We start from the raw sequence: 20,113 nt of genomic DNA, 5'->3' as shown, positions 1-20,113 counted from the left end.
AATGTGTGAAACGGCTGTATTATGTTTTCCCTGAAAAATCCTTTACCTGAATATCATTTAAGTGCTCAAACACGTGCACTGATTGCGGGTCGTACCTTGCGGGTCGACAGTAGACAGGTACAACCGGGCGATGTATTTGTAGCCTGTCAGGGTGAATATACTGATGGCCGGGATTTTATTCAGGCAGCTATCGATAATGGAGCAGCATTCGTATTCTGGGATGATGATGGTCAGTTCAGGTGGCAGGCAGAGTGGACGGTAGCGAATGAGGCGGTAGTGGATTTGCGTCAGCGTGCCGGTTTGGTGGCTGCTGCCTGCTATGACTATCCGGGTAGAAAGCTGCCCATCTGGGGGGTAACCGGAACCAATGGTAAAACCTCGGTTTCACAATGGCTGGCACAGGCTGCTGATATTCTGGGAAAAAAATGCGCCATTATGGGTACTGTAGGTAATGGTTACTGGCAGCAGTTGCATGAGAGCATGAATACGACCATGGATGCGGTTGCCAATCAGACATGGTTGCGCCGGTTTGTGCAAGAGAATGCGACAGCAGTGGCTATGGAGGTATCCAGCCATGGTCTGGCTCAAAGCCGTGTAGTTGGTGTGCCTTTTACCAGTGCGGTGTTTACCAATCTGACTCGTGACCACTTGGATTATCATCATAGTATGCAGCACTATGGGGCTTGTAAAGCTGCGCTGTTTTATTGGTACGGTCTGCAACATGCTATTGTCAATATTGATGATGAATTCGGCTACCAGTTGTGGCAGGATTTACGCCGTGCTCGTTCGCACTTAACTATACTGGCTTATGGCTTTCATGCACAGGCGGATATTCATATTTATCAGTTTCAGGCCTCTGCCAGCGGCATGCAGGTACATTTACGCACGCCATGGGGCGAAGGCATAGTGCATACCTATTTGCTGGGGCGTTTCAATGCCCAGAATTTGGCTGCCTGCGTTGGTGTATTGTGTGCCAATGGTTTTGCTTTTGATGATGTACTTGCTGTGTGGCCGCATATCCGTCCGGCTACTGGACGTATGGATTGTCTGATGGGGGATAAACAGCCGCTGGTGGTCGTTGATTATGCCCATACACCGGATGCGCTGGAAAAGGCATTGGCTACGTTACAGGAAATCAAACCTGCCGGCGCACATTTATGGTGTGTTTTTGGTTGTGGCGGCGATCGTGATGCGGGGAAGCGGCCATTAATGGGAGCGGCTGCGGCCGCTGGCGCAGATTATGTGGTGGTAACCAGTGATAATCCGCGTACGGAGAATCCGCAGGCAATTATTGCCGATATTTTACCGGCAATTGCTGCACCGGTACTGGTTGAGCCAGACCGCAGTAGCGCGATTAATTATGCTGTGAATCATGCAGCAATTGGCGATATTGTGCTGATTGCAGGTAAAGGCCATGAAACCTATCAGGATATTGGTGGTCACAAGCAGCATTTTTCTGATTTTGAGGTGGCACAGGCAGCTTTACGTCAACGCACCTGATGTCTATGTAACTATTGGTAGAACATGCCGAATTTAGATCTGGATTTTATTTATCAAACTTTTGGACAGGTGCTGCCTGTCAATAATCAGCCAGTAACACGGGTGGTTATTGACAGCAGTCAGGTTCAATCGGGTGATGTGTTTGTGGCCATTCAGGGCGAACGCTTTGATGGTCATGATTTTATTGATGAGGTACTGGCTCAGGGTGCTCGGTTGTGTATTGTCAGCCGGGCTGACTATCAAAATAAGGCGCATTGTCTAGTTGTGGCAGATACAAAGAAGGCATTAGGACAGTTGGCACATGCCTGGCGCATGGTGGTTAATCCGGCGTTGCAGGTTTTTGGTATTACCGGTTCAGCCGGTAAAACTACAGTGAAGGAAATGCTGGCAGCAATTTTGCGCCACCATGCCGGCAATGATGCTGTTCTGGCTACTGCTGGTAATTTTAACAATCATATTGGCTTACCATTAACGCTGTTGCAGCTACGATCTCACCATCGTTATGCGGTGATTGAAATGGGTATGAATCATGCCGGTGAGTTGAGTTATTTAACCGGATTGGCCAGCCCGGACTATGCGCTGGTTAATAATGCCCTGCGTGCCCATATTGGTTGTGGCTTTGCGGATGTGGCTGATATTGCCCGTGCCAAAAGCGAAATTTATCAGGGGTTGAATGCGGACGGAATTGGCTTTGTTCCTACTGATGATAGCCAGTTAGATATTTACATGGCAGCTTTACAAGGTAAACGTTATATCCGCTTTGGTACTGAGCAGGATGATGTGCATGCCGAAAATGTTGTATTGCAGCCTTTAGGTATCTGTTTTGATTTGCATAGCCCGCAAGGAGTAATTAATTTACAGGTGCCTGTGCCGGGATTGCATATGGTGCACAATGTTGTGGCTGCCGGTGCATTGGCGCTGGCAGCCGGTTTGCCTTTAACGGTCTTGCGTGGACTGAATGCGTTTGAAAACGCCAAAGGTCGGTTGCAACGGAAACGCAGTGTCCATGGTGCTCTTGTGATTGATGACACTTATAATGCCAATCCGGATGCATTCAAGGCTGCTATTGATGTTCTGGCAGTGTTTCCGGCACCACGAATTATGGTCATGGGTGCCATCGGTGAACTGGGTAGTAATGCTCCTGCTTTGCATGCCGAAGTCGGTGCTTATATGAGGGCACGTGGCATTGAGGCTGCATTTTTTATCGGTGACAATAGTCAGTATGCGGCAGAAGCCTATGGAACCGCGGAAGCGTTTTATCAGGACAGAAACCGGCTGATTGACGATTTACGTGCATGGGATCAGCAAACGGCTACCATTCTGGTGAAAGGCTCACGTTTCATGCATATGGAAGATGTGGTACAGGCATTAACGCAAGAATAAGCTGTAGATTACTATCTTCAAGCCGGGTTAAGCGACTTCGAATAGCCGTTTTATCCGGTTCAGGCTGCCATGAATGGTTGTTTTCATTCTGGCAGCAGTGATTATTTGATTAACCGTCATGGCTCTGGCCGTGGCAAGGGAAAACAACCATGCTGTTGTGGTTAGCGGAACTTTTTCATTACTGGATAAATGGTTTACATTTATTTCAATACACTACTTTTCGTGCGGTGATGGCGGCACTCACGTCCATGGGTCTAAGTCTGGCATTCGGGCCGTGGATGATTCGTAAATTAACTCAGCTCAAGGTGGGGCAGGCCGTACGCGATGATGGTCCTAAAACTCATCTGATAAAAACCGGTACGCCGACGATGGGCGGAACGCTGATTTTACTGGCTATTACTGTTACAACCTTATTATGGGGCAATTTGGCCAATCCTTATATCTGGGTGCTATTGCTGGTGATGCTGAGTACTGGTGCACTGGGTTTTTATGATGACTGGAAAAAAGTAGTTTATAAAGACCCACATGGGGTTTCGGCCAAATTTAAAATGGTATGGCAATCTGCTGTGGCGTTGATCGCCGGTCTGGTGCTGTTTTATGCCGCGCATTTAAGCTCAACAACTGCTTTTATTGTGCCGTTTTTCAAGGAAATTACTTATCCGCTTGGTGGTATTGGCTTTGTGGTTCTGACTTATTTTGTGATTGTCGGTACTTCTAATGCAGTCAATCTGACTGATGGTTTGGATGGGTTGGCTGCTTTTCCAATAGTATTGGTGGCAGCAGGGCTGTCAATTTTCGCCTATGTTAGTGGCCATGCTGAATTTGCCCATTATTTGCAGTTACCACATGTGCCCGGTGCCAATGAAGTGATGATTTTCTGTGCTGCAATTTGTGGTTCCTGTCTGGGATTTCTGTGGTTTAACGCCTATCCGGCGCAGGTATTCATGGGCGATGTCGGCGCGCTGGCGCTGGGCGCGGCACTGGGTACAATTGCGGTGATTGTGCGTCAGGAAATTGTATTGGTGATTATGGGCGGATTATTTGTGGTTGAAGCACTGTCTGTCATGCTACAGGTAGGGTCGTACAAATTGCGGCGCAAGCGTATTTTCCTGATGGCGCCAATTCACCATCATTTTGAACAGAAAGGCTGGAAAGAAACACAGGTTGTCGTACGTTTCTGGATTATTACTATGATTCTGGTACTGGTGGGTTTGTCTTCTCTGAAAATTCGTTAATGGTAGTAAGTTAAACAGTATCTGGCCATGATTGTGTAATTGAAAAATAAGTGTAGGACTAAGCCATGATTGATTGGCGTAATAAGAAGGTTTTGGTTGCAGGGTTGGGACGTACGGGTGTTTCAATGCTGGCATTTTTGACACAGGCGGGTGCTGATGTGGCCGCTTATGATGCACAGCCAGACGAAAAAACACGGCAGTCAGTCTCCGAGTGCTATCAGGTTGATGTACATACTGGTGAACTGGCTGCTGTGCTTGGTCAGCATCAGTTTGATATTCTGGCCTTAAGCCCCGGAATCAGTCAGCGTCATGCTGCCATCGTTGCCTTTAAACGTGCTGGTGGTGTAGTGCTAGGTGATGTGGCGATTCTGGCTGATTTGCTTTCAGAGTGCGGCAGTAAAATTATTGCTATTACTGGTTCAAATGGTAAAACTACTACTACCAGTCTGGTGGGTTTTTTATGTGCACAGTGTGGGCTGGATACGGTAGTGGCTGGCAATATTGGTACGCCGGTACTCGAAGCCTATCTGGAGCGCGCAGGTAAAGCAGCCGATGTCTGGGTGCTGGAATTGTCAAGCTTTCAGCTGGAAACCACGCCCTGTCTGAATGCGACTGCTGCCACAGTGCTGAATGTGTCAGAAGACCATCTGGATCGCTATGATGATTTGCTGGATTATGCCCATAGTAAAGACCGGATTTTTCGAGGTCAGGCGATTCAGGTATTAAATGCTGATGATGTATTCTGTCGTGCTATGCTGCGACATGGCCGTCCGGTAAAATGGTTTTCTTTACAGCAGGCTACTGATTTCTGGCTAAATAAAGATGTGCTATGTGCGGATAATGAGTCATTGCTGGCCTATGATGCACTGTCTTTGCAGGGTACGCATAATGTGGCCAATGTGCTGGCTGCATTCGCTTTATGTGAGGCTATTGGTTTGCCAAGGGCACAATTGCTCCAGCATGTACGTGCATTTAAGGGGTTGCCGCATCGGGTAGAAAAAGTAGCTGAAGTCAATGGTGTAACATTTATTGATGATTCCAAGGGAACAAATGTCGGTGCTACGTGTGCTGCATTGTACGGGCTGGATAAACAGATTGTGCTGATTGCCGGCGGGCAGGGCAAAGGACAGGATTTTACCCCTTTACGGGGAGCATTGCGTGATAAGGCTCGTGCTGTTTTGCTGATTGGAGTAGATAGCTATCAACTGGGAGCAGCTCTGGCAGAGGCTACGTATCCAGTAGAATATTGTGATGATTTGCCTCAGGCCACTCAGCGAGCCTTTACGCTGGCGCACCCGGGGGATATTGTACTGCTGAGCCCTGCCTGTGCCAGTTATGATATGTTTAAGGGCTATGCACACCGCAGTGAAGTATTTATTGCCAGTGTTCAGCAGTTGCAGGACGGCGCAGTATGATTACTGAATCACGTTTGCTGGATCGTAATTTGCTGCGGCGCGGCGATACTTTTGACCAGTCACTACTGTGGATGGTGGTATTGATGGCGAGTTTCAGCCTGATTATGGTGTACTCGGCTTCAATTGCCTATGCACAGCATGATGGTGGCAGTACCTATTATTACCTGATTCGTCAGGCTGTTTTTCTATTGAGTGGCGGTCTATTTGGTTGTGTAGCGGCTCGAATTCCTTTGCGTACCTGGAAGAAGTTGACACCACTGGTGTTGCTATTCAGTATTATGCTGCTGATTGTGGTACTGGTAATGGGGCGGGAAATTAATGGTGCCAGACGCTGGATTAACGTGGGAATGATCAATATTCAGCCTACAGAGGTTTTCAAACTGGCCATTATTTTATATTTATCGAGTTTTTTTACTCGACGTGCTGAAATACTAAAAGAATTCAAAAAGGTCTGGTTTGCCGGTATTCCGATAGGGCTTGGGCTTGGGTTGATTATGCTGGAACCGGATTTCGGTTCATTTGTGGTCGTTTCCGTTATTGCTGTTGGTCTGCTGTTTCTGGCTGGTTTGCCATTTCGCTGGTTTATGGCTGTAGTAGGATTTGGTTTGCTGGCCATGATTCTGCTGGTGTTATTCGAACCTTACCGTATGGCTCGTATTGCCGGCTTTCTTGATCCATGGGCAGATCCGCTGGGTAAAGGTTATCAGTTGACGCATTCGTTAATGGCAATCGGGCGTGGTGGCTGGTTTGGTGTAGGATTGGGCGCCAGCCTAGAAAAACGTTTTTATTTACCTGAGGCACATACGGATTTTATTCTGGCGGTTATCGGGGAAGAGTTCGGTTTTGTGGGTATTCTGATATTAATGTTCTGTTATATTTGGCTGGTGATTCGTGCCTTTTCCATTGGTAAGCAGGCGCGTGATCTGGAACTGTTTTATGGTTCTTTCGTGGCAAAAGGCATTGGTATCTGGCTGGGTATTCAAAGCTTTTTTAATATTGGTGTGAATATTGGTCTTTTGCCAACTAAAGGTTTAACTCTGCCTTTACTGTCTTATGGTGGTTCGGCTGTTATGATTATTTTAATTTGTGTGGGTTTGCTGTTACGGGTCGATTATGAGAATCGGCGGGTAATGCGTGGTTTTAAAGTTTGAATAATCACAGAACACTTTTAGCTTGACGGGAAAACGATGAGTGCAAAAACCTTTATGGTTATGGCTGGCGGAACGGGCGGACATATTTTTCCAGCGCTCGCTGTGGCTCAGGCATTGCAGGCGCAGGGACATCATATTGTCTGGCTGGGGAGTGCTGGCGCGATGGAAACACGTTTGGTTCCACAGTACAACATACCGTTGGAAACGCTGGCCATAAAAGGTATTCGTGGTAATGGGCTCAAGCGCAAGCTGTTATTACCGTTTACGTTGCTAAATACCATTGCAGCAGCACGGCAGATTATTCGCAAGCATCGTGTAGACGCAGTAATTGGTTTTGGTGGTTTTGTCACTTTCCCGGGGGGGATAGCAGCCAAATTATGTGGTTTGCCACTGCTGGTGCATGAACAGAATGCCATTGCTGGTTTATCCAATAAGGTGTTGTCGCATGTTGCCAATCAGGTGATGTATGCGTTTCCGCAGGTTTTTGCGCATAAGAACGGGCTGGTTGGTAATCCGGTGCGGGCTGATATTGCCGCTTTGCCTTCGCCACAACAACGCTTTGCCGGCAGGCAGGGAGTGCTGAATATTCTGGTGGTTGGCGGCAGTCTGGGCGCGGATATTTTAAATCAGGTTGTACCGCAGGCAGTGGCTTTATTGCCGGTATCACAGCGCCCGCGGCTGATACATCAGTCTGGACGCAATAAACTGGCACAATTGCAGCATAATTATGCTGAGTGTGGTGTAGAAGCTGAATGTGTTGAATTTATCACAGATATGGTTTCCGCCTACCGCGAGGCTGATTTGGTGATTTGTCGTGCCGGTGCCTTGACTATTGCCGAGTTAACTGCCGCCGGAGTAGGGGCAATTCTGGTGCCTTATCCGCATGCTGTAGATGATCATCAAACAGCTAATGCGCAGTTTATGGTTAAGGATGGTGCTGCTATGTTATTGCCGCAGACCAGTCTGAATGCACAGGCGTTAATGACTGTACTGATAGATTTATCGCGTGAACAATGTTTGCAGATGGCGGCTAAGGCGCGTGCATTGGCACAGCCGGATAGTGCGGCTAAAGTGGCAGCGGCAGCCGTGGCCAGTATTCATTAAATTATGATTGAATCGGCTTGAATGATGTTTGGCCGAGTATCCAGCCGGAAGTCTGGATTAGCAGGAAAAGTTATACAGTATGAAAGAAAATATGAAAGACCGTATCCGTCATATCCATTTTGTGGGTATTGGGGGTACTGGTATGTGTGGTATTGCCGAAGTTTTGCATAATGAAGGTTATCATATCAGCGGCTCTGATCTGGCTGATAATGCAGCAACTCGGCATTTACAGGCAGTCGGTGTACATATCTGCTCTGGTCACAGTGCAGAAAACATTACTGGTGCTGATGTGGTGGTCACTTCAACGGCAGTTAAAAAGGACAATCCAGAGGTTGTGGCTGCACTGGCACAGAAAATTCCAGTGATTCCGCGTGCTATGATGCTGGCAGAAGTCATGCGTTTTGGCCGTGGTATTGCGATTGCCGGTACTCATGGGAAAACCACGACCACCAGTTTGACGGCTTCAGTACTGGCTGCTGCCGGACTGGATCCGACTTTTGTAATCGGTGGCCGGTTAACGGCTGCCGGAACAAATGCCAAACTGGGTAAGGGTGAATATATTGTTGCTGAAGCGGATGAATCAGATGCGTCATTTCTCTACCTGACGCCTCTATTTACGGTAGTTACCAATATCGATACCGATCACATGGATACTTATGACCACGATGTAGAAAAACTGCATCAGGCTTTTGTGGATTTTGTACATCGGATGCCGTTTTATGGCAAGGCCTTTCTGTGCATTGACAGCGAACATGTGCGCCAGATTTTACCGCAGATTCAGAAACCTTTTGTGACCTATGGGCTTGATGACAGTGCTGATTTGTATGCTACTAATATTGTTGCCTGTGGTGCGCAGATGCACTTTGATGTGCACACCCGCAAAAAAGGCATTGAACCGTTTAGTGTAACGGTTAATATGCCGGGGCAGCATAATGTGCTGAATGCGCTGGCGGTGATTGGTGTGGCGCTGGAAGTTGGCGTATCTGTGCCGGCAATACAGCTTGGATTGGAAAATTTTGCCGGCGTCGGACGCCGCTTTCAACAATACGGTGAAATTTCATTGCCGGAAGGGGGTAAGGCATTGCTAATTGATGATTATGGTCATCATCCGGTAGAAATGTCTGCAACCATAGCAGCCGCACGGGGTGCCTATCCTGAACGTCGTCTGGTGGTTGCATTCCAGCCTCATCGCTATACACGTACGCGAGACCTTTTTGAGGATTTTGTACAGGTATTAAGTAAAGCTGATGGCGTGGTGTTAACTGAAGTGTATGCTGCAGGTGAAGATCCGATTGTGGCGGCAGACAGTAAGGCATTAATGCGTGCAATTAGAGTGTTGGGCAAAGTTGAACCGATTTATGTGGCAAACGTGGACGAAATGGCACCTACTTTATTAAATGTGTTGCAAGATGGTGATGTTTTGCTCAATATGGGTGCCGGCAGTATTAATAAAGTACCAGCCATGCTTACGGGTATGGCTGCTGCGGTATAGTGCTGACAGCCTATTTTTTTATCTAAACTGTAGTCGCAAAAAGAAAAACAGGATTAATTACGGTAATGAATGATTTTGGTAAAGTCGCCGTACTGATGGGCGGCTTCTCCAGTGAACGCGAGGTTTCACTGGCAAGTGGCGCGGCAATTCTGACGGCACTGAAAAGTCGTGGTATTGATGCACATGCTTTTGATCCATCTGAGCGGCCTTTGTCTGAGCTGGTTAGTGCCGGATTTACCCGAGCCTTTAATATTCTGCATGGTTCTTATGGTGAAGATGGGGTAGTGCAGGGTGCGCTGGAAGCTTTGGGTATTCCTTATACTGGTTGCGGAGTGGCGGCCAGTGCTCTGGGCATGGACAAGTTTCGCAGCCGTCTGGTCTGGCAGGGAGTTGGTTTGCCTTGTGTACCGTTTATCGTATTACAGGATGACAGTGATTTTGCAGCAGTAGAAGAAGAACTGGGTTTGCCACTGTTTGTCAAACCAGCGGCAGAGGGCAGTAGTGTTGGTGTGATTAAAATCAGGCAGGCTGGTGAACTGGCACAAGTTTATCAGCAGCTAAAACAGTATCACGGTGAAATTCTGGCAGAACGGGCAATTGAAGGTGGTGAGTATACCTGCGGGATTCTTGGTGAGCAGGTATTACCGAGTATACGCATTGTACCGGCAACAGAATTTTATGATTATGAAGCCAAGTATCAGCGTGATGATACCGAATATTTGTGCCCGGCAGACCTGACTTTACCAGACGAGCAGTATATGCGTGATTTAACAGCCCGTGCCTTTAAGGCACTAGGTGGACGTGGCTGGGGACGGGTAGATTTCCTGCGTGATGTTGATGGCACTATCTATATTCTGGAAGTAAATACTGTGCCTGGCATGACCGCGCACAGTCTGGTGCCCAAAGCAGCACGTGAAATTGGCTTGAGTTTTGAAGATTTGTGTGTTGAAATTTTAAGTCATGCGACTGTGGGATAATGCGCAAGCCTTAAAACGGCTCTATCGCTGGTTATATATGTGTGTGTTGTCCTGTCTGCTGGCCGCCGGCGGAACATGGCTGGTACACTCCCCCTACTTTCCAGTGCGGCAGATTCAGGTAGTACAGCCGTTGAAGTATTTGCAGTCAGCTGAAATTGAAAAAATCAGCCGTCAGTATTTGCGGGGTAATATTTTTACGGTGAATGTAAGTGCTGCGCAGGCGGAGCTGGCCAAACTACCATGGGTAGCCAAAGTTCAGGTAAAGCGGATATGGCCGGATACAGTGCAGCTGGATATTAAGGAACGTGTACCGGTAGCGCGCTGGAATACACAGCAAATGGTGGATATGGATGGGCAGATATTTAATGCCACAGCTCAGGAACAGCTACCTTTGTTGGTCGGAACCAATGGTTCTGCTCGCTACATGACTGTACATTTGTTAACATTCGAGAGTTTGTTGCAACCGACCGGTCTGCATATTCAAAAATTGCAGTTAAGTGACCGTTCTGCCTGGCAGTTGATGTTAACTAACGGTATTACCCTGCGGCTGGGACGGGAAAAAGTAGAGCAGCGTCTGACTAATTTTGTTTGGGCATGGCAACAGGTTTTGCGAAATCAGGCCAGGAATATTGACTATGTGGATTTGCGTTATCCGGATGGTTTTGCATTACGATATAAAAATAGAACTGTTTCAGCCCCTGCTGGCGTTAACGCAACAGATGCAGCCACAGCGATGGATCAGCATGAAGTACAAGTGGATTGATCCGAATCGACCGATTGATTATTTGAATTTAAAGTGATGACCATGGTTAAAGGTAAAAAATACATCAGTGCACTGGATATAGGCACGTCAAAAGTAATCGCCCTTATTGGTGAGATGCAGGAAGACAATGAAGTCCATATTGTTGGTTTGGGGCAGGCGCCATCGCGTGGCTTGAAAGCGGGTATGGTGACCAATATCGAAACCACGGCTCAGGCAATCAAACAGGCCATGGAAGAAGCGCAGATGATGGCTGATATACAGGTAGACTGTGTTACAACTGGTATTGCAGGCAATCATATTCGCAGTTTCAATTCACAGGGTGTGGTGAAAATCAAGGATGGTGAAGTCAGTCATGCTGATATTGACCGTGCAATTGAAACTGCTAAGGCTGTAAATATTCCGCCAGATCACGATATATTACATACTGTAGTGCAGGAATTTATCATTGATAATCAGCCGGGTGTGCGCGAACCAATTGGTATGAGTGGTGTGCGTCTGGATACGCGCATCCACATTATTACCGGTGCGGTAACCGCCATGCAGAATATTCAGAAATGTGTCAATCGCTGCGGTTTGCAAATCAGCAAAATGATTTTACAGCCGTTGGCCAGTGGTCAGGCGGTGTTGACAGAAGATGAAAAAGATCTTGGTGTGTGTGTGATTGACATTGGTGGTGGTACAACAGATATTGCAGTGTATACTAATGGTGCTATCAGGCATACCGCAGTCATTCCTGTAGCCGGTGATTTAATTACCAAAGATCTGGCTCAGGCGTTGCGTACCCCCCATAGTGCCGCCGAATACATTAAAATCAATCATGGTGTGGCACTGGCTACCATGGATGGTCTAGATGACATGATTGAAGTACCTAGTGTGGGTGATCGCAATCCGCGCCAGATTTCGCGTCGTACACTGGCCAGTGTGATTGGTCCACGCGTAGAGGAAATTCTGGAGCTGACACTGAATGAATTGCGTCGTTCTGGTTTCCCGGAAGACGTTCTGACTTCGGGTGTGGTTCTGACTGGGGGAGCGTCATTATTGCCCGGTATGGTGGAATTGGCGGAGGATGTATTTAATCTGCCCGCACGTATCGGTGTACCGCAGGAAATGGGCGGTGTATCGGAACGGATTCGCAATCCGCGTTATGCCACGGCAATTGGTCTGTTGCAGGCAGCCTGTGAAGATGAAAATAAAACGGATATGCCGGTAGCTGCTGCTACTGAACCAAAAGAGTCATGGCTAAGAAAATTACAGGACTGGTTTAAGAACAATTTTTAACTTAACTCAAATATTAAATGACAGAATTTTTGCGCATTGTATATAAATGTCTATATAATGATAGTTATACAAAAGTCGATGACGTTTATGCGCAGGTTTTGTCAGGAGACATGAATGCAATTGGTATATGATGTTGTGGAGACAGTGGTCGGTGCTGCAGTTATCAAGGTAATTGGTATCGGCGGTGGTGGCTGTAATGCGATTAATAATATGGTTGAAAATGCGGTTGCCGGTATTGAGTTTATTAGTGCCAATACTGACGCCCAGTCTTTACAAAACAGTAAAGCCTCAAAACGCATTCAACTGGGTAATAATCTGACCCGTGGCCTCGGGGCAGGCGCGGATCCGGAAATTGGCCGTAATGCAGCCATGGAAGACCGTGAAGCACTCTCGGATGCCATCCGTGGTGCCAATATGCTGTTTATCACCACCGGTATGGGGGGGGGTACGGGTACGGGAGCAGCGCCAGTAGTAGCTGAGCTAGCCAAAGAAATGGGCATTTTGACTGTTGCTGTGGTTACCCGTCCTTTTGAATATGAAGGTAAACGCATTCAGGTAGCCAATAACGGGATTGAAATTCTGAAAAACACCGTTGATTCCCTGATTGTGATTCCAAATGATAAGCTGATGTCAGCGCTGGGTGAAGACGTTAGTATGCGTGAAGCTTTCCGCGCGGCAGACAATGTATTGCGCAATGCTGTAGCAGGGATTGCGGAAGTCATCACCAATCCGGGTATTATCAATCTGGACTTTGCCGATGTGAAAAATGTGATGAGCATCATGGGCATGGCAATGATGGGTTCCGGCAGTGCACATGGTGTTGACCGTGCCCGTATCGCTACCGAACAGGCTATTGCCAGTCCGCTGCTGGATGACGTGACTCTGGATGGTGCACAAGGTGTTCTGGTTAATATTACTACTGCGCCGGGCTGCCTGAAAATGTCTGAATACAAGGAAATTATGTGCATGATTGATGAATATGCGCATGAGGACGCAGCCTTGAAATATGGTACATCTGAAGATGCAAGCATGGAAGAGGGTGAAATCCGAGTAACCATCATTGCTACCGGCTTGCAGGAACAGAAAGTTTTACATCATCAGCAACCAAGCAGTCTGCGTGTGTTGCAAACTGTGCAGTCTACTGGTACAGATGATGCCTATCCCGATATTGGCAGTGTGGTGCGTTCCGGTCGCAGTGCGCGAAGCATGAATCTGGCTGCTGCTGATTTTTCCAATCAGTCTGTGCTGGATGATTTTGAAATTCCGGCAGTTATCCGTCGACAGGCTGATTGATATTCCATAGGTATCGGAGCTGTCCAGAATAAATTCTGGACAGCTTTTTTTCATTGTCTGAAAATGAAAAAAATGTTTTTTTAAGCAACAAATAGTTAAAAATAAAAAATTATTCATAAAGGCTAAAAAACTGTGCCCGCTATTTAAGTGCAGAATCAGACTGTGCACAGAGTCTGTATGGCATGAAGATTATCGGTGGTTTTAACGTATTAATATTTGCTTATGTGCTGCTAATAGCCAGCCTTTACCCTGTGATCAAACCAGAATCAGGCAGTTTTGGGAATAAGACGGAAATCCCTTACAATAGATAGCTTGAATAATCTGTTTCAGATAAAAATTTAGTGAAGTCAGAATGATATGAGTGAAGTAATCCAACAATCAGACCGTGGTGACGATTATCTGTTATTGGGGCAGTATGCCGAACGTGCCTACCTTGCCTATGCCATGAGTGTGGTCAAAGGACGGGCGTTGCCTGATGTGGCTGATGGTCAGAAACCGGTGCAGCGGCGCATTCTGTATGTCATGAAAGACATGGGATTAGTACATGGGGCTAAGCCGGTAAAGTCAGCACGTGTGGTGGGTGAGATTCTGGGTAAATATCACCCGCATGGTGACGCTTCTGCTTATGATGCTATGGTACGGATGGCTCAGGATTTTACCTTGCGCTATCCCTTAATTGACGGGGTTGGTAATTTTGGTTCCCGCGATGGCGATAGTGCTGCGGCCATGCGTTATACCGAAGCACGATTAACACCGATAGCTGAATTATTGTTGTCAGAAATCGACATGGGCACAGTGGATTTTATTCCCAATTATGATGGCGCCTTTGTTGAACCCACAGTATTGCCAGCACGATTACCAATGATATTGCTCAATGGTGCTTCCGGTATTGCGGTGGGATTGGCAACTGAAATTCCTTCACATAATTTGCGAGAAGTCAGTGCTGCTGCTGTGGCATTGTTGAAACAGCCAGCTCTGGATACAGCAGCGTTAATGCAATATTTGCCTGGTCCGGACTTTGCCGGCGGTGGACAGATTATAACCGCACCGGAAGATATTCAGACAATTTATGCACAGGGTAAGGGCAGTATCCGGGTGCGTGCACGTTACGAAATTGAAAAACTGGCACGCGGACACTGGCGTGCTATAGTTACCGAACTGCCGCCAGGTACTTCTGCGCAGAAAATTCTGGCAGAGATAGAGGAACAGACTAATCCGAAGCCCAAAACCGGTAAAAAAAATCTGACGCAGGAGCAGCAAAATACGCGCACTCTGATGCTATCACTGTTGGAAAGGGTACGTGATGAGTCTGATGGGCAAGCTCCAGTGCGTTTGGTGTTTGAACCTAAATCCAGTCGTTTACAACCGGAAGAGTTTATGAATACTCTGCTGGCACAAACTAGCCTCGAAGGCAATGTGCCAGTTAATCTGGTTATGATGGGACAGAATAATAAACCGGCACAAAAAAATCTATATCAGATTCTGCGCGAATGGCTGGATTTTCGTATCCTGACCGTCACCCGACGCTTGCAATACCGATTGCAGCAGGTGGAAAAACGCATTCATATACTGCAAGGCAGGCAGACGGTTTTTCTGCACATTGATGAAGTTATTCGGGTTATCCGTGAATCAGATGAACCAAAACATGAACTAATGTCTACGTTTGGTTTAAGCGAAATACAGGCAGATGATATTCTGGAAATCCGCTTACGCCAGCTAGCCAGACTGGAATGGATTAAGCTGGAAACTGAACTGAACAAACTGCAACAGGAACGTGAACAGTTAACCACCTTATTAGGGGACGAAAAAGCCAAGAAACGTCTGGTGATCAAGGAAATAGAGGCGGATACCAAAATTTTTGGTGATGAGCGGCGCACTCTTATTCAGCCCGCTGAGCGAGCCACACTTACCCAGACTACTGCTGATGAACCGGTAACATTGGTATTGTCCCAGAAAGGTTGGTTGAAAACGCGGGTAGGGCATAATCTAGATTTAAGCCAGACCACTTTCAAGGAAGGTGATGGTCTGTTGCAGGCGGTGGAAGGGCGTACGGTATGGCCGGTTATATTACTCGACTCAAACGGGCGTGCCTACAGCGTGGATGCAGCCAGTATTCCCGGCGGACGTGGTGATGGTGTACCAGCCGGTTCGCTAGTTGAGCTGGATAAGGGAGCGAGAATAGTGGCTATGCTTAGTGCCTTACCCCAGCAACACTATGTGCTTGCCAACAGTGGCGGATATGGTTTTGTGGTTGCATTCAAGGATCTGGTTAGTCGCACTAAAAACGGCAAGGTGGTCATGACTGTCAATGACAATGAAACCTTGTTGCCACCACTGCCAGTACCGGCCGATTGTCTGGCCACTACTAGTCATACCCAGCTTATTGCTGTTTCCAGTGCCAACCGTCTGCTGGCTTTCCCGCTGCATGAACTAAAAATTATGGCCAAAGGCCGTGGTCTGCAAATCATGAGTTTACCTGCTGATGACAATCTGCATTATCTGATGCTGACGGATACAGCAGAATTTACGCTGGAAACACAGGGTAAACGCGGCGGACGTTATCAGGAAATTTTACGCGTGCAGGATATCAGCAATAAGCGTGGACATAAAGGTAAAGAATTAAGCGTTACTGGTGATATTGTTGCTGTATATGGTGATTTAAATAACGGAAATTAAGCTGGTATGAAAAACCGCATAAATGACTGGCCGCAATATCTGGACAGACTTGCTGCCCTGCTCAATATTGCCCGCATGAGCCTGCTGTTTTCTATTATGACGTTTTATGTGCTGACCCAGAACATGGATGAACTGGGTTCGGCGGTGCCGATATTCAATAAAATTGAACTTTATAGCTGGGCAATACTATACGGATCTCTGATATTGTTTTCTATGCTGGTACCGCGCTGGCAGAATCAGCCGGATACGTTACCGAATGTTAACGCTGTGGTAGACATCACCATGATTGCCTGGCTGATGAGCATGGGTGGTGGTGTGGGCAGTGGTTTTGGTATTTTGCTGTTGCCATTTGTGGGTTCGGCCTGCCTGTTCAGCCGTGGCCGTTATCCGATGATTTATGCCGGCTATGTGACTTTACTGATCATTATCATGACTTGGCTACAGATCAGTCGCGATGGTTTTGAAAATATCAGTATGCGGGTATGTACCATAGCCGTCACGCTAATTGCTGCTGTTTATTTCGTAGCCTGTCTAACTGCCTATGTTGCTACTTCACTGGCGCGTTCGCAAAATCTGCAATATCAGCAATCACAAATGCTGGATAGTTACCGCCACTTGCTTGATCGCGCATTCAATTATGTACAGGAAGGTGTGGTAGTACTGGATGAAAGTGGTCTGGTATGGTTAATTAACCGTAAAGCGCAGAATTATTTTCCGATGCTGGTGGCTGATACACGCACTGCACTATTTCGTCAGGTTATGCACTACTGGCATACGGAGCAGAAAAATATTTTTGAAATGAACTGTACGCTGAATGGCTGGCCGATGCGGGTGCATGCACGGCTGCTACAGGAGGCCAATACCCCTTTATTGATGCTGTCAATGCGTTCACGTACGGAAGTTGATCAGGAGGCTATGGCAATCAAGCTGGCTTCACTAGGACAATTAACAGCCAATCTGGCGCATGAAATCCGTAATCCGATGTCAGCGGTGCGTCAGGCCAATGAATTATTACAGGAAGAAGAGCACGACCCAGTACGGCTAAGACTATTTCATATTGTGGATAATAATATCGGCCGTATTGATAAAATGCTCGAAGACATCAGCATGCTGAATAAGCGTGATAAAAAAAATAAGCAGGCAATTGATTTACGTGTTTTCTGGTCTGCATTTGTACAGGAATTTGTGCTGATTAAGCCACAGGCTGTAAATTGTATTCAGCTGGAAATCAACAGTGCTCATTTGATTGTCTGGTGTGATTCAGTACATTTACAACAGATTATATGGAATCTGATGAATAATGCCTGGCGCCACAGTTTGCAGGATAAACAGGCTATCCGAGTTGTTATCAATAAACAGGCGCAGCAGCAAATTTCGATTACAGTAATAGATAATGGTGCTGGTGTAAGTGCAGAAAACCAATTACACCTGTTTGAACCATTTTTTACAACGGAAGCCAGCGGGACGGGACTGGGGCTGTATGTAGCGCGTGAACTTGCTCAGGCCAATCATGGCCAGTTAAATTATCGCCCCCAGTTGAATGGATTTGAACTGACATTGCCAAGGATGGTTAATGAATAGTCACATAGATTTAAAAAAGCCAGTATTAGTGATAGACGATGAAGCTGATATTCGTGATTTGATGGAATTAACCCTGATTAAAATGGGTTTATCCGTACAAACTGCTGCGGGCGTGGCTGAAGCCAAAAAAGCTTTACGTAACCATGCTTTTTCATTGGTGCTCACGGATATGCGTATGCCGGATGGTTCCGGTCTGGAAATTGTCGATTATATTACCGCCCAGAATCTGGATATTCCGATTGCAGTGATTACGGCTTACGGCAATGCCGCACAGGCTGTAGAGGCACTGAAAAATGGTGCTTTCGACTATTTGCAAAAACCAATTACGCTGGCACAACTGCGCACTCTGGTTAAGTCTGTGATTAAAATTAATAATAATGCTGCCGAAACTGAGTCAAGCAGTAAAATGGCAACAGAACCAAAACAGTCTGATAAGAAACTGAAAAATGAACCAGCTTCCGTCAAGGTCAGCGAAACACAAACATCTGCACGTGAGCGCTTACTGGGTAATTCACCGTTAATCGCAGAAGTGCGGCAACTTATCGGTAAACTGGCTAAAAGTAATGTACCAGTATACATTGCAGGAGAATCCGGCAGTGGTAAAGAACAGGCAGCACGTAGTATTCATGAGCAGTCGGCACGCAGAGATAAGGCGTTTGTTGCAGTAAACTGCGGAGCCATACCAGAAGCGCTGATGGAAAGTGAATTTTTTGGTTATAAAAAAGGCAGCTTTACCGGTGCTGATACTGATAGAGCAGGTTTTTTCCTGCATGCTGACGGCGGTACATTATTTCTGGATGAAGTGGCCGATTTGCCATTATCAATGCAGGTTAAATTGCTGCGTGCCATTCAGGAACGAGCCGTACGCCGGATTGGCGAGATGGAAGAAAAGCAGGTTGATGTGCGCATTATCTGTGCAACACATAAAGATTTGAATGCTCTGGTTGAGTCGGGACAATTTCGACAGGACTTATTTTACCGTCTGAATGTAGTATCCATTACTATGCCGCCTTTACGTGAATTACGCGATGATTTGCCGCAGTTGATTCAGGTTTTGTTGCAGCGAATTTTACACGATGAAACCATGACATTGACTGCTGCTGCTGAAAAAGCTCTGTTGCAATACAGCTATCCGGGCAATTTCCGCGAACTGGAAAATATTCTGGAACGGGCCATTGCCTTATCCAAGAATCAGGTCATAGAAGTTGACGATTTACAGATTCATAGTCATCAGCTGGATGCACAGCATATTGCATCTACCGACAGTAGCGGTAATTTATCGCCAGATAGCCATGCATTGCTTCAGGATTTTCAGTTTGGACACACCCAGATACAGGATTATCTGGACGATGTAGAACGACACATCTTGCAGCAGGCATTGGTACAAACTCGCTATAACCGCACGCAGGCAGCCAAATTGCTGGGTATCAGCTTTCGATCCATGCGTTACCGGATGGAACGGTTGGGTATTGCCTGATGATGCAACCACTGGTTTTGACTGGTCAGATAGCAAACCTAACGAATCTGCCCATCCATTTAAAGAATTTATTCGCCACAGAAAAGCTACATTATCAGCCACAGCCACCTACACAAGGATTGTATCTTTTATATGAAGACAGAGGTCTTGCTCTGGCTAAAGCGGGACATAAGGGTGTAGTGTGTGTGGATTTTGTACAGGGTACGGCACGACACCGGCGTCTGTTTGGTGGGGGGGAATTATTGGCACGCGCGGTTCAGGCTAAAAATCAGCCGCTTGTCTGGGATGCCACCGGTGGTTTAGGCCGTGATGCGTTCGTAATGGCATCATTGGGTTTAGACGTTGTGGTGTTTGAACACAACCCCTATGTTCATGCCTTACTGGCAGATGGTTTGCAGCGTGCACAGGCAGATGAGCAGACAGCACCGATAGCACAGCGGATTAATCTGTATTATGGCAGTATCGTTTTGTTGCCAACGGAGCAAACGCAGATACCATTACCCGATGTGGTGTATCTGGATCCGATGTATCCACAAAAGCAGAAATCAGCAGCAGTAAAAAAGGAAATGGCCTATTTCCATGAATTACTTGGCACTGCTGATGTGCATAATGATCAGGCTTTACTGCTGGCCGCACAAAAGTTTGCCCAAAAGCGGGTTGTGGTAAAACGGCCGGCTAATGGTGTAGTTTTGGCAGAAAAAACACCAGCGTTTCAGTATTTAGGCAAAACCACGCGATTTGACGCATATATGCCTTGATAATTTAAAAAAACACGTTTTTATTTATCA

At 46.8% G+C, this 20,113-nt stretch carries 15 protein-coding genes; all 15 read left to right on the top strand.

Annotation, left to right across the window (positions count from 1 at the left end; translation table 11 throughout):
- The first annotated feature begins 21 nt into the window (after positions 1-21).
- The 15 genes from MJ764_RS10230 (at position 22) to MJ764_RS10160 (ending at position 20,083) form a co-directional block, all read left to right on the top strand.
- Positions 22-1,500 carry a UDP-N-acetylmuramoyl-L-alanyl-D-glutamate--2,6-diaminopimelate ligase gene (locus MJ764_RS10230; RefSeq protein ID WP_239326703.1) on the top strand — a complete coding sequence of 493 codons (1,479 nt, stop codon included), beginning with the start codon at positions 22-24 and terminating at the stop codon, positions 1,498-1,500.
- Between the two features lie 24 nt (positions 1,501-1,524).
- On the top strand, positions 1,525-2,883 hold the full coding sequence (locus MJ764_RS10225; protein WP_239326701.1) for a UDP-N-acetylmuramoyl-tripeptide--D-alanyl-D-alanine ligase: 1,359 nt from the start codon (positions 1,525-1,527) through the stop codon (positions 2,881-2,883).
- Between the two features lie 149 nt (positions 2,884-3,032).
- On the top strand, positions 3,033-4,118 hold the full coding sequence (gene mraY, locus MJ764_RS10220) for a phospho-N-acetylmuramoyl-pentapeptide-transferase (protein WP_239326699.1): 1,086 nt from the start codon (positions 3,033-3,035) through the stop codon (positions 4,116-4,118).
- Between the two features lie 68 nt (positions 4,119-4,186).
- Positions 4,187-5,533, top strand: a complete 1,347-nt coding sequence (gene murD, locus MJ764_RS10215) for a UDP-N-acetylmuramoyl-L-alanine--D-glutamate ligase (RefSeq protein WP_239326727.1) — start codon at positions 4,187-4,189, stop codon at positions 5,531-5,533.
- Positions 5,530-6,684, top strand: a complete 1,155-nt coding sequence (gene ftsW, locus MJ764_RS10210) for a putative lipid II flippase FtsW (RefSeq protein ID WP_239326697.1) — start codon at positions 5,530-5,532, stop codon at positions 6,682-6,684. The genes murD and ftsW overlap by 4 nt, the downstream gene beginning before the upstream one ends.
- Before the next feature lie 36 nt (positions 6,685-6,720).
- Positions 6,721-7,788, top strand: coding sequence for an undecaprenyldiphospho-muramoylpentapeptide beta-N-acetylglucosaminyltransferase (gene murG, locus MJ764_RS10205; RefSeq protein ID WP_239326695.1), 1,068 nt, complete (start codon positions 6,721-6,723; stop codon positions 7,786-7,788).
- 91 nt (positions 7,789-7,879) lie between these two features.
- Positions 7,880-9,280 (top strand): UDP-N-acetylmuramate--L-alanine ligase, encoded by a 1,401-nt coding sequence (gene murC, locus MJ764_RS10200; RefSeq protein ID WP_239326725.1) that lies wholly within the window; start codon positions 7,880-7,882, stop codon positions 9,278-9,280.
- Between the two features lie 65 nt (positions 9,281-9,345).
- Positions 9,346-10,257, top strand: a complete 912-nt coding sequence (locus MJ764_RS10195) for a D-alanine--D-alanine ligase (RefSeq protein WP_239326693.1) — start codon at positions 9,346-9,348, stop codon at positions 10,255-10,257.
- Positions 10,241-11,020: a cell division protein FtsQ/DivIB gene (locus MJ764_RS10190; RefSeq protein ID WP_239326691.1), complete on the top strand. Its 780-nt coding sequence runs from the start codon at positions 10,241-10,243 to the stop codon at positions 11,018-11,020. The genes MJ764_RS10195 and MJ764_RS10190 overlap by 17 nt, the downstream gene beginning before the upstream one ends.
- Positions 11,021-11,062: 42 nt before the next feature.
- A complete protein-coding gene (gene ftsA, locus MJ764_RS10185) occupies positions 11,063-12,298 on the top strand; it encodes a cell division protein FtsA (RefSeq protein ID WP_239326689.1) in 1,236 nt (411 codons plus the stop codon).
- Positions 12,299-12,412: 114 nt separating this feature from the next.
- Positions 12,413-13,591, top strand: a complete 1,179-nt coding sequence (gene ftsZ, locus MJ764_RS10180; protein ID WP_239326687.1) for a cell division protein FtsZ — start codon at positions 12,413-12,415, stop codon at positions 13,589-13,591.
- A 357-nt stretch (positions 13,592-13,948) separates the two neighbouring features.
- Entirely contained in the window at positions 13,949-16,267 is a 2,319-nt protein-coding gene (gene parC / locus MJ764_RS10175; RefSeq protein WP_239326685.1) for a DNA topoisomerase IV subunit A, read from the top strand.
- Positions 16,268-16,273: 6 nt separating this feature from the next.
- Positions 16,274-17,848, top strand: coding sequence for an ATP-binding protein (locus MJ764_RS10170; protein ID WP_239326683.1), 1,575 nt, complete (start codon positions 16,274-16,276; stop codon positions 17,846-17,848).
- Complete coding sequence (locus MJ764_RS10165; protein ID WP_239326681.1) at positions 17,841-19,325, top strand: sigma-54-dependent transcriptional regulator; 1,485 nt, start codon at positions 17,841-17,843, stop codon at positions 19,323-19,325. The genes MJ764_RS10170 and MJ764_RS10165 overlap by 8 nt, the downstream gene beginning before the upstream one ends.
- A complete protein-coding gene (locus MJ764_RS10160; RefSeq protein ID WP_239326679.1) occupies positions 19,325-20,083 on the top strand; it encodes a class I SAM-dependent methyltransferase in 759 nt (252 codons plus the stop codon). The genes MJ764_RS10165 and MJ764_RS10160 overlap by 1 nt, the downstream gene beginning before the upstream one ends.
- Positions 20,084-20,113 lie beyond the last annotated feature (30 nt).

The organism is Snodgrassella gandavensis, assembly GCF_914768025.1.
GTDB classification, from domain to species: domain Bacteria; phylum Pseudomonadota; class Gammaproteobacteria; order Burkholderiales; family Neisseriaceae; genus Snodgrassella; species Snodgrassella gandavensis.
This window is presented reverse-complemented; position numbering and strand designations above follow the sequence as displayed.

Coding starts and splice junctions, on each gene's coding strand:
- MJ764_RS10230 (WP_239326703.1), top strand. CDS start 22: ATGTTTTCCCTGAAAAATCCTTTACCTGAATATCATTTAAGTGCTCAA.
- MJ764_RS10225 (WP_239326701.1), top strand. CDS start 1,525: ATGCCGAATTTAGATCTGGATTTTATTTATCAAACTTTTGGACAGGTG.
- mraY (WP_239326699.1), top strand. CDS start 3,033: ATGCTGTTGTGGTTAGCGGAACTTTTTCATTACTGGATAAATGGTTTA.
- ftsW (WP_239326697.1), top strand. CDS start 5,530: ATGATTACTGAATCACGTTTGCTGGATCGTAATTTGCTGCGGCGCGGC.
- murG (WP_239326695.1), top strand. CDS start 6,721: ATGAGTGCAAAAACCTTTATGGTTATGGCTGGCGGAACGGGCGGACAT.
- murC (WP_239326725.1), top strand. CDS start 7,880: ATGAAAGACCGTATCCGTCATATCCATTTTGTGGGTATTGGGGGTACT.
- MJ764_RS10195 (WP_239326693.1), top strand. CDS start 9,346: ATGAATGATTTTGGTAAAGTCGCCGTACTGATGGGCGGCTTCTCCAGT.
- MJ764_RS10190 (WP_239326691.1), top strand. CDS start 10,241: ATGCGACTGTGGGATAATGCGCAAGCCTTAAAACGGCTCTATCGCTGG.
- ftsA (WP_239326689.1), top strand. CDS start 11,063: ATGGTTAAAGGTAAAAAATACATCAGTGCACTGGATATAGGCACGTCA.
- ftsZ (WP_239326687.1), top strand. CDS start 12,413: ATGCAATTGGTATATGATGTTGTGGAGACAGTGGTCGGTGCTGCAGTT.
- parC (WP_239326685.1), top strand. CDS start 13,949: ATGAGTGAAGTAATCCAACAATCAGACCGTGGTGACGATTATCTGTTA.
- MJ764_RS10170 (WP_239326683.1), top strand. CDS start 16,274: ATGAAAAACCGCATAAATGACTGGCCGCAATATCTGGACAGACTTGCT.
- MJ764_RS10165 (WP_239326681.1), top strand. CDS start 17,841: ATGAATAGTCACATAGATTTAAAAAAGCCAGTATTAGTGATAGACGAT.
- MJ764_RS10160 (WP_239326679.1), top strand. CDS start 19,325: ATGATGCAACCACTGGTTTTGACTGGTCAGATAGCAAACCTAACGAAT.